The following is a 14,088-nucleotide window of genomic DNA, read 5'->3' on the forward strand; positions in this document are numbered from 1 at the left end:
GGGGTGCGGGGGGGGGGCGCCCGCCGGGCTGTCCCGCCGTGTGGCCGGGGCCGCCGGGCCCGGGGGCGGGCGGGGTGGGGGGCCCCCCGCTACTCGACAAGCTCGACCGACGGGAGAAGATGAGTCATGCGAATCGCCGCCCCCATCGAGATCGGCCCGCTCGACGCCGACGCCCAGCAGGCCGTCCGGGACCTGGCCAAGGCCGCGGAGGCGCACGACGGCGTCGCACCGCTGTCCGAGCAGCCCCTGCTCAACCTCGGCACCGACGCGGAGTGGCTCACGCACGTCGTCGCGCACGACACGGCGGGCAGCACCGTCGGCTACGTGCAGATCGACCGCTCCGGCGAGACCGCGAGCGCCGAGCTGGTGGTGCATCCCGACCACCGCCGGAACGGTCGCGGCCGGGTACTGCTGCGGACCGCGGAGCGTGACGCCACGCTCCCGTCCCGGTCCGGCGAGCCGGGCCAGCAGGGCAAGCAGCTCCGGGTCTGGGCGCACGGCGACCTGGAGTCGGCCCGCGGCTTCGCGGCCGCCTCGGGCCTGCGGCCCGTGCGTGAGCTCCTCTTCCTGGCCCGCCCGCTCCCGGCGGCGGAGGGGGCTCCCGAGGCCCCCGCCGGCTACCACGTGCGCACCTTCCGCCCCGGGGCCGACGACGCCGCCTGGCTCAGGGTCAACGCGCGCGCCTTCGCCACGCACCCGGAGCAGGGCCGCATGTCGCTCGACGACCTGCGCGCCCGCCAGGGCGAGCCGTGGTTCGACCCGGAGGGCTTCTTCCTCCTGCTCCCCGACGCCACGGCGGAGGCAGGGGCCGAGCCCGACCCGGTCGCGTTCCAGTGGACGAAGACGGAGCCGGGCCAGCCGGACGACGCCCGCGACGGCGAGATCTACGCGCTGGGTGTCGACCCGGACCACCAGGGCGAGGGATTCGGCCGGCTGCTGACGGACGTCGGGCTGGACCATCTCGCACGGGCCGGGGCCACGCGCGCCGTGCTGTACGTGGAGGGCGACAACACGCCCGCGCTGGCCACGTACGAGCGGGCGGGCTTCACGCGGGCAGCTGTACACGTGCAGTATGCCCGCCCGTGACGGACGCTCTCCGGGAGCGTCACCCACTGTGTACCGAACGGTGACACCATGAACCACATGAAGGACAGCGCTGGGAACGCCTCCACCAGGACCCGGGACAAGAATGGCCGATTCATGAAGCAGACCCCCCGTCCGGCGAGCCCTGAGCCCACAAACGGCTCGGCCGGCGACGGCCCCGCGAAGGCGGACGCGCCGACCGACGGCCTCCCCGCCGCCGGGTCCGTGAAGACGGCACCGGCCAAGGAAGCACCGGCCAAGGAAGCCCCGGTCAAGCAGGCCCCGGCGAAGGCGGCCGTGGCCAAGGAGGCGCAGCCCAAGGCGGCGCAGGCTCAGTCGAAGGCGTCCGCGCCCCGGCAGGCCCTGTCCAAGCCGGCGGCCCCGTCGGGTGAGACCCCGGCGGAGGACATCCTGGCGCCGCACTCCCTGGACCCCAGCCTGGCCGCGCACATCGCTGAGCACATCGCCGAGAGCCCGGGCGGCACCAGCGTGCTGGACCCGCTGCTGGGCGAGCCGCTGCCGGTGGACCGGTTCGCCGACCGCGAGCTGAGCTGGCTCGCGTTCAACCAGCGGGTGCTGGAGCTCGCGGAGGACCCGCGCATCCCGCTGCTGGAGCGCGTGCGCTTCCTCGCGATCTTCGCGTCCAACCTGGACGAGTTCTTCATGGTGCGGGTCGCCGGCCTGCAGCGCCGCATCGCGACGGGCATCGCGGTCACCAGCGCCTCGGGCCTCAGCCCGCGCCAGGCGCTGTCGGCGATCTCCGAGGGCGCGCACAGCCTGATGACCCGGCACGCGCGCGTGTTCGAGGACGAGGTGCAGCCGGCGCTGGCCGCCGAGGGCATCACGCTGGTGCACTGGGAGGAGCTGGACACCAAGGAGCAGGAGCGGCTGCACAAGTTCTTCCGCAAGCAGATCTTCCCGGTGCTCACGCCGCTGGCCGTGGACCCGGCGCACCCGTTCCCCTACATCTCGGGCCTCTCGCTCAACCTCGCCGTCGTGGTGGCGAACCCGGCCACGGGCAAGGAGCACTTCGCGCGCGTCAAGGTGCCGCCGCTGCTGCCGCGCTTCATCGCGGTCGACGCGTCGGGCAAGCCGCGCCGCCCCGGCACCAAGAAGGCCGACCCGCAGCGCGGGCCGCTCTCGTTCGTGCCGCTGGAGGAGGTCATCGCCCAGCACCTCGACTACCTGTTCCCCGGGATGGAGGTGCGGGACAGCCACACGTTCCGCGTGACCCGCAACGAGGACGTGGACGTCGAGGAGGACGACGCCGAGAACCTGCTCCAGGCGATGGAGAAGGAGCTCCTGCGCCGCCGCTTCGGCCCGCCGGTGCGGCTGGAGATCCAGAAGGACATCAGCCCCCGCATCCGGGACCTGATCGTCCGCGAGCTGGGCGTCAAGGAGGAGGAGGTCTACGAGCTGCCCGCGCTGCTGGACCTCACGGGCCTCAACCTCATCGCTGACCTCGACCTGACCTCGCTGCACTACCCGCCGTTCGTGCCGTCGACGCACCGGCACCTCGCGGAGGTGGAGAGCTCCAAGCCGACGGACGTGTTCGCCGCGATCCGCCGCCGGGACATCCTGCTGCACCACCCGTACGACAGCTTCTCCACGAGCGTGCAGACGTTCCTGGAGCAGGCCGCGGCCGACCCGAACGTGCTGGCGATCAAGCAGACCCTGTACCGGACCTCCGGCGACTCGCCCATCGTGGACGCGCTGATCGACGCCGCCGAGGCCGGCAAGCAGGTCCTCGCCCTGGTCGAGATCAAGGCGCGGTTCGACGAGGAGGCCAACATCTCCTGGGCGCGCAAGCTCGAGGAGGCGGGCGTGCACGTCGTGTACGGGATCGTGGGCCTCAAGACGCACTGCAAGCTCTCCCTCGTGGTGCGCCAGGAGCCGGACGGCTCCCTGCTGCGGTACTGCCACGTCGGCACGGGCAACTACCACCCCAAGACGGCGCGCCTGTACACGGACCACGGCCTGCTGACCTGCGACCCCGACGTGGGCCAGGACCTGACGCGCCTGTTCAACCAGCTCTCGGGGTACGCCCCGAAGTCGACGTTCCACCGCCTGCTCGTGGCGCCCCGCGCCGTGCGCTCGGGCCTGGTCGAGCGCATCGAGCGCGAGGCGGCCGCCGCCCGTGCGGGCCACGAGGCGTGGGTCAAGATGAAGATCAACTCGGTGGTCGACGAGACCGTGATCGACGCTCTGTACCGCGCCTCCCAGGCCGGTGTGAAGATCGACCTGGTGGTGCGCGGCATCTGCGCCGTCCGCGTGGGCGTGCCGGGGCTGAGCGAGAACATCCGGGTGCGGTCCATCCTGGGCCGGTTCCTGGAGCACTCGCGCATCTTCGCGTTCGCCAACTCGGTGGGCCCCGCCATCGCGGAGGGGCCCGAGTCCGGTCCCGAGGTGTTCATCGGGTCGGCCGATCTGATGCACCGCAACCTCGACCGCCGCGTCGAGACGCTCATCCGGATCTCCGACCCGACCCACGTCGGCGAGCTCCTGGGGCTGCTGGACGAGTCGATGGCGGACACGACGGCGTCCTGGCACCTCCTGCCGGACGGCACCTGGGAACGTCCCTCCTCGGGCTCGGAGGGCAACGGCCTCCGCGACCTGCAGGCGGTCCTGATCCAGCGGCAGCGGCGTCGGCTCGAGCCTGTCCGGTGACGGGGCGGAGGTCGGTGGTGGGCACCGAGCCGACGACGGCGACCTCGCCCCCGGCGGGGGCGCACACCCCTGTCGTGATGACCGCCGGCGGGATCGTCTGGCGCCGCCGGGCCGGCAAGGTGCAGGTGCAGGTGGTGCACCGGCCCCGGTACGACGACTGGTCGTGGCCCAAGGGCAAGCTGGAGAACGGGGAGACGTTCCAGAACGCCGCGATCCGCGAGGTCGGTGAGGAGACGGGCAGGCAGATCGTGCTCGGCCGCCCCCTGCCCGGCCTGCAGTACCTCACGCCCGAGGGCCGCGTGAAGCGCGTGCACTACTGGGCGTCGCGCCGCGCGCGCCGGGGCCGGGACACCGCCGGGCTCGCGGCGCGCGCGCCGGTGGCCCCGGTGGACCGCGAGGAGGTCGACACGACGGAGTGGCTGGACGCGGACGACGCCGCCGTCCGGCTCACCCGGGTCTCGGACCGCAGGCCGCTGGACGCCCTGCTGGCGGCCGAGGCCGAGGGCTTGCTGGACACCCGCACGCTCGTGATCGCCCGGCACGGTCGCGCGGTGTCCCGGACGTCCTGGCACGGCGGGGAGCGCGACCGCCCGCTCACGCCGTTCGGGCACGGGCAGGCCGCCGCGCTCGTGCCGGTGCTGGCCGCGTACGGCGTCGAGCACGTGATCAGCTCCCGGTGGGAGCGCTGCGCCACCACGATCGACCCGTACGTGCGGGCGTCCGGCGTGCGGCCGAGCTACAGCGAGTACCTCACCGAGGCGCAGCACGAGCGCTCGCCGTCGCGCGTGGCCGCGACCGTCGGCGAGCTGCTCGAGGAGACCACGGAGTCGTCCGTGATCTGCACCCACCGCCCCGTGCTGCCCACGGTGCTGGACGTCCTGGCCCAGCACGCGACCGGCACGGTGGCGGCCGGCCTGCCCACGGTGGACCCGTTCCTCGAGCCCGGCGAGGCCCTCGTGGCGCACATCGCCGAGACGCCCGCCGGACCGCGCGTCGTGGCTACCGAGAAGATAAGTCCGCAGGTCTGGTGACCCGCTCGGCCACCATCGTGGTGGACACACGTTCCATTTCGGCGCACTATCGGTCACCATGAGCAGCGACCAACGACCGCCGAGACGGCCGGCCATGCTGGACCCCCGGGACGCCGACGCGCTTCCCGGCGAGGTGGACCCTGCCCTGCGCGACGAGATCGCGCACGCGACCGCCCGGGCCCTCGTGGACCGCGCACGCACCACCGAGGACCCGAAGGTGGTGGAGCGGCTCGTCCACCTCGTCGAGAACGAGGGCCTGGACACCGTGGCGGGCCTGTGGGCCGATGCCTCCGCCGTCTCCCTCCCTGGCGCCCTGTGGCGCCTCTACGTGCTGCGTGAGTGGGTGCGCCGGGACATGCCCACCGTCATGCTCAGGTATCGACTCGGTGTGGAAGCCGCCCCCGTCCAGGAGGCCGTGGCGGGCGTGCCGAGCCCGCCGGAACCCGGTGACCTGCAGGTACTGGCCGACGCCGTGCTCTCCGGCGTGTTCACCGGGGACCTCGCCGTCGCCCTCGAACGGGCCGGCGCCTTCTGCCGGATCCTGTCGACCGGGGCAGCCTTCGACGCGGACTCCCGGGAGATCGCCGACCCCACCGGCGCCACCCGCATGACCCGGGGTGCGAGCTCCCTGCTGCGCACCGCGGAGGAGCTGGAACGCGCCGCTGACCTGTGGCGCGCCGGGTCCCTGGAGTAGGCCGGAAACCTGTCAAGCCCTCCGCGCGCGCGTGCCCTGTGATGTCCGACCCCCTTGGCAGATCCGCACGCGCGACTAATATGGTGCAGGCGACGCCGGGCTGCGGTAGCCCCGGGCTCCACCTCAAGCCGCTACGAGCGGCCCCGCGCCGAGAGGCGCTCCCGGTTCGGCGTCGCTCTACCTCCCCTCCTGCCGGCCCTTGAGGCCGCCCGGAATGTGCTGCTCCCCGGCCTGTGCCGTGTGTCACGAGTTGCCAAAGCATGACCTTGCAAATTGGCGATAGTCGGCAACAGCCCTACGCTGATCTCTGTTCCAGAGCCCTCAGAACGGGAGCCCTCGTGCGCCTTACTCCGCGCGACACCACGTACTTCGACCTTCTCGCCGCACTGGCCCAGCACCTCGTGAGGGGTTCGTCCCTGTTGGCGGAGCTGCTCGGTGCCGACAAGGCCGGCCGCGAGAAGCTGGCCGAGGAGATGCACGACGTCGAGCACCTCGCCGACGACGCCACGCACTCGATCATGCGGCGCCTCAACCAGACCTTCGTCACGCCGTTCGACCGCGAGGACATCTCGAGCCTGGCCTCGGCGCTGGACGACTGCATGGACGAGATGGACGAGGCCGCCGACCTGATCGTCCTGTACAAGGTCGAGGGCCTGCCGGACCGCGTCTCGGACCAGGTCCAGGTGCTGCAGCGGTGCGCCGAGCTGACGGCCGAGGCCATGCCGCGGCTGCGCTCGATGGACAAGCTCGCGGACTACTGGGTCGAGGTGAACCGCCTGGAGAACCAGGCGGACAAGCTGCACCGCAAGCTCATCGCCCAGCTCTTCGACGACCTCGCCGGCGACCCGGTCCAGCTCATGAAGCTGAAGGAGATCGTGGAGGTCCTCGAGAACGCCGCGGACAGCTTCGAGAAGGTGGCGAACATGGTCGAGACCATCGCCCTCAAGGAGTCCTGAGTTGGAGGTCGCCCTCGTCGTCCTCGTGGTGGCGCTCGCCCTGAGCTTCGACTACACGAACGGCTTCCACGACGCCGCCAACGCGATCGCGACGTCGGTGTCGACCCGGGCGCTGACGCCCCGCGTCGCCCTCCTCATGGCGGCGACCATGAACTTCGCGGGCGCCCTGCTGGGCACCGAGGTCGCGGAGACCATCGCCACCTCGATCGTGGACCTCACGGGTGCCAGCACCCACTCCGAGCTCGCCGTGGTGCTGTGCGCGCTGCTCGGCGCCATCACGTGGAACCTGATCACCTGGTGGTTCGGGCTGCCGTCGTCGTCCACGCACGCCCTCATCGGCGGGCTCGTCGGGGCCGGGCTGGCGGGCGGCATGGCCGTCTACTGGTCCGCGATCGTGGACAAGGTCGTGCTGCCGATGATCATCTCGCCCCTGGTGGGCTTCGGTCTGGCGTTCGCCGGGATGATCGCGGTGCTGTGGATCTTCAAGAGCGCGGCCCCGGCCAAGACCCACCGGCGCTTCCGGATCGCGCAGACCGCCTCGGCGGCCGCGATGGCGCTGGGCCACGGCCTGCAGGACGCGCAGAAGACCATGGGCGTCATCTACCTGGCGCTGCTGACCGTGGGCTGGGCCAACCCGGACACGGGCATCCCGCTCTGGGTCAAGCTCTCCGCGGCCGCCGCCATCTCGGCGGGCACCTACTCGGGCGGCTGGCGCATCATGCGCACGCTGGGCCGCAAGATCATCGAGCTGGACCCGGCCCGCGGCTTCGTGGCCGAGTCGGTCTCGGCCCTCGTGCTGTACGTCAACGCGTTCGTGCTGCACGCCCCGGTCTCCACGACGCACACGATCACCTCGGCGATCATGGGCGTGGGCGCCACGCGCCGGCTCTCCGCCGTCCGCTGGGGCGTGGCCAAGAACATCGCGATCGCGTGGGTGCTGACCATCCCCGCGGCGGCCCTCGTGGCAGCGCTGGCGACCTGGGCGCTCTGGCCCTTCCTCACCTGAGGCCCGCCTGAGGCCGGCGCCCTCCGGGGCGGTCCGCGGACGACGCCCCGGGCACCCGGCGGACCGCTCGCCGCGCGACTGCCCCGGGGGGCGACTTAGCATCGCAGCATGAGCACTGGTCACACGGTCCCGAACGCCTCCGCGCAATCGGCCCACCGGAAGGCGACGGCCCTCGCGTTCGCCGCCGCGGTGGGCGGCTTCCTGTTCGGCTTCGACAGCTCCGTGATCAACGGGGCCGTCGACGCCATCCAGGGTCAGTTCTCGCTCAACCCCACCATCACCGGGCTCGTGGTCGCCGTCGCGCTGCTCGGCTGCGCGCTCGGCGCCTGGGCCGGCGGCCGCCTGGCCGACCGCTGGGGCCGCACCAACGTCATGGTGCTCGGCGCCGTGCTGTTCTTCGTGTCCTCGATCCTGTCGGCCATCGCGTTCTCCGCGTGGGACCTCGCCGTCTGGCGGTTCATGGCCGGCGTCGGCATCGGCATCGCGTCCGTGATCGCACCCGCGTACATCGCGGAGATCGCGCCCGCCGCGATGCGCGGCCGCCTCGGCTCGCTGCAGCAGCTCGCGATCACCGTCGGCATCTTCGCGGCCCTGCTCTCCGACCAGATCCTCGCCGAGTCCGCCGGCGGCGCCGCCAACGTCCTCTGGTTCGGCTGGGAGGCCTGGCGCTGGATGTTCCTCGTCGCCGTCATCCCGGCCGCGGTCTACGGCATCCTGGCCCTGCGCATCCCCGAGTCGCCCCGCTACCTCGCCGCCAAGGGACGCGACGCCGAGGCCCGCGCCGTCCTGGCGAGCGTGCTCGGCCCGGACGAGGACGTCGACGACCGCCTCGACCAGATCCACCGCAGCATCGTGATCGACGAGGCCAACGCCTCCGAGGGCTCGCTGCGGGGCAGCGCGCTGGGCCTCAAGCCGATCGTCTGGGTGGGCATCCTGCTGTCGGTGTTCCAGCAGTTCGTCGGCATCAACGTGATCTTCTACTACTCGAGCACGCTGTGGCAGGCCGTCGGGTTCGACGAGAGCCAGGCGTTCCTGGTCTCCACCATCACCTCGATCACCAACGTCGCGGTCACGTTCATCGCCATCGCGCTGATCGACAAGGTGGGCCGCCGCCCGCTGCTGCTCATCGGCTCGGCGGGCATGACCGTGTCGCTCGGCCTCATGGCCCTCGCGTTCACCCAGGCGACCGGTTCGGGCGAGGACATCTCGCTGAGCGGCCCGTGGGGCATCATCGCCCTGATCTGCGCCAACGCGTTCGTCGTCTTCTTCGGCGCCTCGTGGGGCCCGCTCGTCTGGGTGCTGCTCGGCGAGATGTTCCCCAACCGCATCCGCGCGGCGGCCCTCGGCGTCGCGGCGGCCATGCAGTGGATCGCCAACTTCGCGATCACCCTGACGTTCCCGCCGCTGCTGTCCGCCTTCGGCGCCAGCGTGCCGTACCTGATGTACGCGGCCTTCGCGGCGCTGAGCTTCTTCTTCGTGTTCACCAAGGTGCCCGAGACCAAGGGCGTGGAGCTCGAGGACATGGGCGACGAGTCCCGCGCCGGCGCCTGACGCCGCCGAACCCTCACCGGACGGCGCCGCTCCCCCACCGGGGAGCGGCGCCGTCCGCTCTTGCGCGGCCGGACCACGCGGCCGAACAACGCGGCCGGATGACGTGTCGCGCAGGTCACACCCCGTCACCCGGACCGACGCCGGCAAGACCCTTGCATTCGGCAACCATCGCGATATAGTTGCTCTAAGCAATCAAACGCGAGGCATCATGACTTCCCACAGCAGCCGGACGCCGTCCGGCACCGAAGCCCCCGCCGTCGCCCTGATCACCGCGCTCCAGAGTCTTTCCCGCGCCCAGCGGGAGGCGGCGGCACGTATCGCCCACGAGCTCGACTGGCCCAGGGCCGGCGTCGCCGTGCTGCACCTGCTCGCCAAGTGCGGCCCGGCCTCCCTCTCCGACATCGCTGCGCGCCAGCGCGTCGACCTCTCCGTGGCGAGCCGCCAGGTGAGCACGCTGGCCGACGCCGGGTACGTCGTCCGCACCGTCGACGACGAGGACCGCCGGGTCCGCACCGTCGAGCTGACGGAGTCGGGCCGCGCCCTCGCGGCGGAGGCCACCAAGCAGTACTCCATCCTCATCGACCAGGCGTTCGCCGCCTGGTCGCCCGAAGACCTCGCCGAGGCGACCCGCACTCTGGACCGCCTCGTCGACACCATCAGTGCGGACATCACGCACCGGAAGACCCCCCAGAACCAGCAGGAGTGTGCATGACCAGCCCCAACACCACGTCCACGGTGGTCGAGCCCGACCACCTGCAGGGCGAACCACCCGCCATGACGCACACCGAGGTTCTCCGGGCGCTGTCCGGGATCCTCCTCGGCATGTTCGTGTCGGTCCTCGCGATGTCCGTCGTCTCGTCGTCGCTGCCGAAGATCATCACCGACCTCGAGGGCGGCCAGTCGGCCTTCACCTGGGTCGTGACGGCGACCCTGCTGACCTCGACGATCTCGACCCCGATCTGGGGCAAGCTCGCCGACCTCACCAACCGCAAGACCCTCATCCAGATCGCACTGGTCATCTCGGTGCTGTCGGCGGCCGCCGCGGGCTTCTCGCAGGACGTCGGCCAGCTCATCACGTTCCGTGCCTTCCAGGGCATCGGCGCGGGCGGCCTGCAGTCCCTGGCCGCCGTGCTCATCGCCGACATCATCAGCCCGCGCCAGCGCGGCCGGTACATGGGCCTCATGGGCTCGATCATGGGTATCGGCATGGTCGGCGGCCCGATCCTCGGCGGCTTCCTCACCGACGCCATCAGCTGGCGCTGGAACTTCTTCGTGGGCCTGCCGTTCGCGATCGCCTCGATCATCGTGCTGCAGATGACCCTGAAGCTGCCCAAGCGGCCAAAGGGCTCGGCGCGCATCGACGTCATCGGCGCCACGCTGATCTCGGTCGGCATCGCCACCCTGCTGCTGTGGATCACCTTCGCGGGCAGCGAGTTCGACTGGATGTCGTGGCAGACGTTCGCGATGGTCGGCGGCTCCCTGGTGATCCTGGCGATCGCGGTGCTCGTCGAGCTGCGGGTCAAGAACCCGCTCATCCCCATGTACCTGTTCAAGAACCGCACGCTCGTCCTGGCCGTCATCGGCTCGGTCGCCGTCGGCGTCGCGATGTTCGGCTCCTCGGTGTTCCTGAGCCAGTACATGCAGCTCTCCCGCGGCAAGACGCCCACGGAGTCCGGCCTCTACACCATCCCGATGGTGGTCGGCCTGTTCCTGTCGTCCACGATCAGCGGGCAGCTCATCTCCAAGACCGGCCGGTACAAGCCGTTCATGGTCGTCGGCGGCGTGCTGCTCACGGGCGGCCTGCTGCTCCTGTCGACGCTCGACTACCACACCTCGTTCGTGCTGGTGTCGATCTACCTGTTCGTGCTCGGCGCGGGCGTCGGCATGCTCATGCAGAACATGGTGCTGGCCACGCAGAACACCCTGCACATCAAGGACTCGGGCTCGGGTACGTCCACCGTGACGTTCTTCCGCTCGCTCGGTGGCGCCATCGGCGTCTCCGCGCTCGGCGCGATCCTGGGGCACAGCGTCAAGGAGAACCTGAAGTCCGGCGTCACGGAGATCGCCCCGGAGCTCGTCAAGCAGGGGATCGACCCCTCGGCGCTGTCCTCCGGGGGCGGCACGCTGCCCGATCTCTCGACACTCCCGGCCCTCCTGGTCGAGGTCGTCGAGAAGGCCTACGCGAACGGCATCGCGGACATCTTCCTCGCCGCCGTACCGCTCGCGCTGGTCGCCCTGGTCTGCGTCTCCCTCATCAAGGAGGTGCCGCTGGGTCACCGGTCGGGCATCGACCAGCTCCAGGACCTCGAAGCGTCCGAGGTCTAAGGCTGGCAAGCGGGGGATTTCGTGCCCGCGGGCTGTGATCCAGGCGCTTGACGCGTCATCATGGGCGCATGCTCTCGAGTACAGGCAGGTCCAGCAAGGACACGGCGCAGGGTGTCGCCGCCGGCAAGGGTGCCGGCGGCGACACCGCCGACGAGCGCGCGACCCCTCCCGGACCGTTCGAGGGCCTGGAGCGCGAGGTGCGCCTGGTGATCCGCCGCGCGCAGTCCAACGGCGCGTCGATCGCCCAGCGCGTCCATCCCGAGCTCGACGCGAGCGCCTACCCCCTGCTGGCGCACATCGCCGAACGGCCCGGGGCCCGGGGGTCCGACCTCGCGACCTTCTTCGGCGTCGGGCGCGCCACCGTGTCGCGACAGCTCAGCCGCCTCGTCGAGCTCGGCCTGGTGGAACGCACCGTCGACCCCGACGACAGCCGGGGTCAGCGCATCACCCTGACGCCCGACGGCGTCGACCGCTTCGAGCAGGCGCGGACCAGCCGGGTCGCCATGCTGGAGGGCGCCCTGGCGACCTGGGAGACGGAGGACGTCGCCCAGCTCGCCAGGCTGCTCAACCGTTATTCGGCGGACATCGTGGCGTGGAAGCAGAGCGTGCGCTGACGCGGCACGCCCGCCGTCAGCTCTCCTCGAACGTGAGGCTCACCGAGTTCATGCAGAACCGGTCGCCCGTCGGGGTCTGAGGCGCGTCGTCGAACACGTGCCCCAGGTGGGAGCCGCAGTTCGCGCAGCGCACCTCGGTGCGCACCATGCCCAGGGAGCGGTCCTCGATCAGCTCGACGGACTCGCCGGCGAGCGGGCTGTAGAACGACGGCCACCCGCAGTGGGAGTCGAACTTGGTCTCCGACCGGAACAGCTCGGCGTCGCACGCGCGACACCGGTAGACACCGGTGCGCTTCTCGTCGAGCAGCTCGCCCGTCCACGCACGCTCCGTGCCCGCCTGGCGCAGCACCGCGTACTCCTGGGACGACAGCTGCTCGCGCCACTCCTGGTCGGACTTGGACACCTTGTAGGTCATCTCGACACCTCCAGCCATGTCAACCTCGCGCCGTTCGCGAGTGTTCCCCGAGACAGGTCAGACCCACAGGTCACTCGCGTGACCTGTGGGTCTGACTCGTACGTGCGTCAGTTCGCGGCGGACGCGTTCTGGTTGCCCGCGCCGCGGCCGCGGCCGCCCCGCCGACGACGACGCGGAGCGGCGCCGTCCGGCCGCGGGAAGTGGTCGGCGGCGGTACGGCCGCCACCCGACGCCGGACGCCCGCCGCCGCGCTGCCCGGTCGCCTGACCGGAGCCGCCGGTGCCCTGACCACGCGACTGGCTCTGGCGGCCGCCGCCCTGTGCGCCGCCCTGGCCGGAGCCCTGACGTCCGCCCTGGGCCGCGCCCTGGCCGGACCGGCCACGGCCGCCCTGGCGCTTGGGCTGACCCTGGCGGGCCGGCTGCTGCGGGGCCGGCGGCACGTACTCCACGTAGGGGGCGACCTCGCCGACCAGGCTGGTCACCGTGGCGTCGCCGGGGGCGACGTCCTGCGGGCGGGCGGTGATCTTCGCCTTGCGGGTCAGGTCACGCACGTCGCCGCGCTCCTCGGGGAGCATGAGGGTCACGACGTCGCCGCCGGAGCCCGCGCGCGCCGTCCGCCCGGAGCGGTGCAGGTACGCCTTGTGCTCGGCCGGCGGGTCCACGTGCACCACGAGCTCGACGTCGTCGACGTGGATGCCACGCGCGGCGATGTCGGTGGCGACCAGCACCTTGACCTCGCCCGACGAGAACGCGGCGAGGTTGCGCTCGCGCGCGCCCTGGCCGAGGTTGCCGTGCAGGTCGACGGCGGGCACGCCCGCGGCGGTGAGCTGCTTGGCGAGCTTCTTGGCCTGGTGCTTGGTGCGCGTGAACAGCACGCGGCGGCCGGTGCCCTGCGCGAGCTGCTGCACCACGTTCTTCTTCGCGTCCTTGTCGGCGACGGCGAGGATGTGGTGCGTCATCTGCGGCGGCGGCGCGGCGGCGTCGTCCACGGAGTGGGTGACCGGCTGGTGCAGGTAGCGCTTGACCAGCACGTCCACACCGTTGTCGAGCGTGGCCGAGAACAGCAGGCGCTGGGTGCGCGCGCCGGTCCTGTCGAGGATGCGCTTCACGCCGGGCAGGAAGCCGAGGTCGGCCATGTGGTCGGCCTCGTCGAGCACGGTGATCTCGACGTCGTCGAGCGTGAGGTGCCGCTGGCCCAGCAGGTCCTCGAGGCGGCCGGGGCAGGCGATGACGATGTCGACGCCGGCGTTCAGCGCGGTGACCTGGCGCGACTGCGCCACGCCGCCGAAGATCGTGGTGGTCTTCAGACCGAGGGCCTGCGCCAGGGGCGCGATCGAGTCGTCGATCTGGTTCGCGAGCTCACGCGTCGGGGCCAGGATCAGCGCGCGCGGCCGGCCGGCCGCGCGGCGGGCCTGGCTCGCGGCGAGGCGCGTCACGACGGGCAGCGCGAACGCGAGGGTCTTGCCGGAGCCGGTGCGGCCGCGGCCGAGCACGTCGCGCCCGGCGAGGGAGTCCGGCAGGGACGCCGTCTGGATGGGGAACGGCGAGGTGATGCCGCGGTCCGTCAGAACGCGCACTACGGGCGCGGGCAGACCGAGGTCGGCAAAGGTAGTCAAGGATGGGCCTCTCGGGCTCGGTGGCGGCGCATGTCGCGCCGGTGGTCCGCCGTGCTCACACCGGCGGGCGGGTTGTCCACCCGGGCCGGGGCCACGACGTCAGGCGGCCATTGCCGCCCACGACCGATCA

At 71.8% G+C, this 14,088-nt stretch carries 12 protein-coding genes; 10 read left to right on the forward strand and 2 right to left on the reverse strand.

The window, feature by feature from the left end:
- The first annotated feature begins 126 nt into the window (after positions 1 to 126).
- The 10 genes from mshD to ACFU5G_RS01490 all read left to right on the forward strand — a co-directional run bounded on the left by mshD (position 127) and on the right by ACFU5G_RS01490 (position 11,927).
- A complete protein-coding gene (gene mshD, locus ACFU5G_RS01445) occupies positions 127 to 1,086 on the forward strand; it encodes a mycothiol synthase (protein WP_377240026.1) in 960 nt (319 codons plus the stop codon).
- Between the two features lie 114 nt (positions 1,087 to 1,200).
- Positions 1,201 to 3,750 carry an RNA degradosome polyphosphate kinase gene (locus ACFU5G_RS01450; protein WP_377240029.1) on the forward strand — a complete coding sequence of 850 codons (2,550 nt, stop codon included), beginning with the start codon at positions 1,201 to 1,203 and terminating at the stop codon, positions 3,748 to 3,750.
- A 17-nt stretch (positions 3,751 to 3,767) separates the two neighbouring features.
- Positions 3,768 to 4,781 carry an NUDIX domain-containing protein gene (locus ACFU5G_RS01455; RefSeq protein WP_377240032.1) on the forward strand — a complete coding sequence of 338 codons (1,014 nt, stop codon included), beginning with the start codon at positions 3,768 to 3,770 and terminating at the stop codon, positions 4,779 to 4,781.
- A 94-nt stretch (positions 4,782 to 4,875) separates the two neighbouring features.
- Positions 4,876 to 5,475, forward strand: a complete 600-nt coding sequence (locus tag ACFU5G_RS01460) for a hypothetical protein (RefSeq protein ID WP_377240035.1) — start codon at positions 4,876 to 4,878, stop codon at positions 5,473 to 5,475.
- Between the two features lie 338 nt (positions 5,476 to 5,813).
- Positions 5,814 to 6,431 carry a DUF47 domain-containing protein gene (locus ACFU5G_RS01465; RefSeq protein ID WP_026365765.1) on the forward strand — a complete coding sequence of 206 codons (618 nt, stop codon included), beginning with the start codon at positions 5,814 to 5,816 and terminating at the stop codon, positions 6,429 to 6,431.
- 1 nt (position 6,432) lies between these two features.
- Positions 6,433 to 7,437, forward strand: coding sequence for an anion permease (locus tag ACFU5G_RS01470; protein WP_377240037.1), 1,005 nt, complete (start codon positions 6,433 to 6,435; stop codon positions 7,435 to 7,437).
- Between the two features lie 108 nt (positions 7,438 to 7,545).
- Positions 7,546 to 8,988, forward strand: coding sequence for a sugar porter family MFS transporter (locus ACFU5G_RS01475; protein ID WP_377240039.1), 1,443 nt, complete (start codon positions 7,546 to 7,548; stop codon positions 8,986 to 8,988).
- Between the two features lie 208 nt (positions 8,989 to 9,196).
- Complete coding sequence (locus ACFU5G_RS01480; RefSeq protein ID WP_377240041.1) at positions 9,197 to 9,700, forward strand: MarR family winged helix-turn-helix transcriptional regulator; 504 nt, start codon at positions 9,197 to 9,199, stop codon at positions 9,698 to 9,700.
- Complete coding sequence (locus ACFU5G_RS01485; protein WP_377240043.1) at positions 9,697 to 11,313, forward strand: MDR family MFS transporter; 1,617 nt, start codon at positions 9,697 to 9,699, stop codon at positions 11,311 to 11,313. Before ACFU5G_RS01480 ends, ACFU5G_RS01485 begins: the two co-directional genes overlap by 4 nt.
- Before the next feature lie 68 nt (positions 11,314 to 11,381).
- The gene (locus ACFU5G_RS01490) at positions 11,382 to 11,927 is read left to right on the forward strand and encodes a MarR family winged helix-turn-helix transcriptional regulator (protein WP_377240045.1); all 546 of its coding nucleotides are present in this window, start codon (positions 11,382 to 11,384) and stop codon (positions 11,925 to 11,927) included.
- A 16-nt stretch (positions 11,928 to 11,943) separates the two neighbouring features.
- Here ACFU5G_RS01490 and msrB read toward each other — a convergent pair whose 3' ends face one another.
- Together msrB and ACFU5G_RS01500 are read right to left on the reverse strand one after the other, a co-directional pair.
- Positions 11,944 to 12,342 carry a peptide-methionine (R)-S-oxide reductase MsrB gene (msrB, locus tag ACFU5G_RS01495; protein WP_377240047.1) on the reverse strand — a complete coding sequence of 133 codons (399 nt, stop codon included), beginning with the start codon at positions 12,340 to 12,342 and terminating at the stop codon, positions 11,944 to 11,946.
- A 107-nt stretch (positions 12,343 to 12,449) separates the two neighbouring features.
- Complete coding sequence (locus ACFU5G_RS01500; RefSeq protein WP_377240049.1) at positions 12,450 to 13,958, reverse strand: DEAD/DEAH box helicase; 1,509 nt, start codon at positions 13,956 to 13,958, stop codon at positions 12,450 to 12,452.
- Positions 13,959 to 14,088 lie beyond the last annotated feature (130 nt).

The sequence above is a fragment of the Promicromonospora sp. NPDC057488 genome, assembly GCF_042802395.1.
In the GTDB taxonomy this organism is placed as follows: Bacteria; Actinomycetota; Actinomycetes; order Actinomycetales; family Cellulomonadaceae; genus Promicromonospora.

Bases quoted from the DNA above. Each gene is read 5' to 3' on its own strand.
- mshD (WP_377240026.1), top strand. From the start codon at position 127: ATGCGAATCGCCGCCCCCATCGAGATCGGCCCGCTCGACGCCGACGCC.
- ACFU5G_RS01450 (WP_377240029.1), top strand. From the start codon at position 1,201: ATGAAGCAGACCCCCCGTCCGGCGAGCCCTGAGCCCACAAACGGCTCG.
- ACFU5G_RS01460 (WP_377240035.1), top strand. From the start codon at position 4,876: ATGCTGGACCCCCGGGACGCCGACGCGCTTCCCGGCGAGGTGGACCCT.
- ACFU5G_RS01475 (WP_377240039.1), top strand. From the start codon at position 7,546: ATGAGCACTGGTCACACGGTCCCGAACGCCTCCGCGCAATCGGCCCAC.
- ACFU5G_RS01480 (WP_377240041.1), top strand. From the start codon at position 9,197: ATGACTTCCCACAGCAGCCGGACGCCGTCCGGCACCGAAGCCCCCGCC.
- ACFU5G_RS01485 (WP_377240043.1), top strand. From the start codon at position 9,697: ATGACCAGCCCCAACACCACGTCCACGGTGGTCGAGCCCGACCACCTG.
- ACFU5G_RS01490 (WP_377240045.1), top strand. From the start codon at position 11,382: ATGCTCTCGAGTACAGGCAGGTCCAGCAAGGACACGGCGCAGGGTGTC.
- msrB (WP_377240047.1), bottom strand. From the start codon at position 12,342: ATGACCTACAAGGTGTCCAAGTCCGACCAGGAGTGGCGCGAGCAGCTG.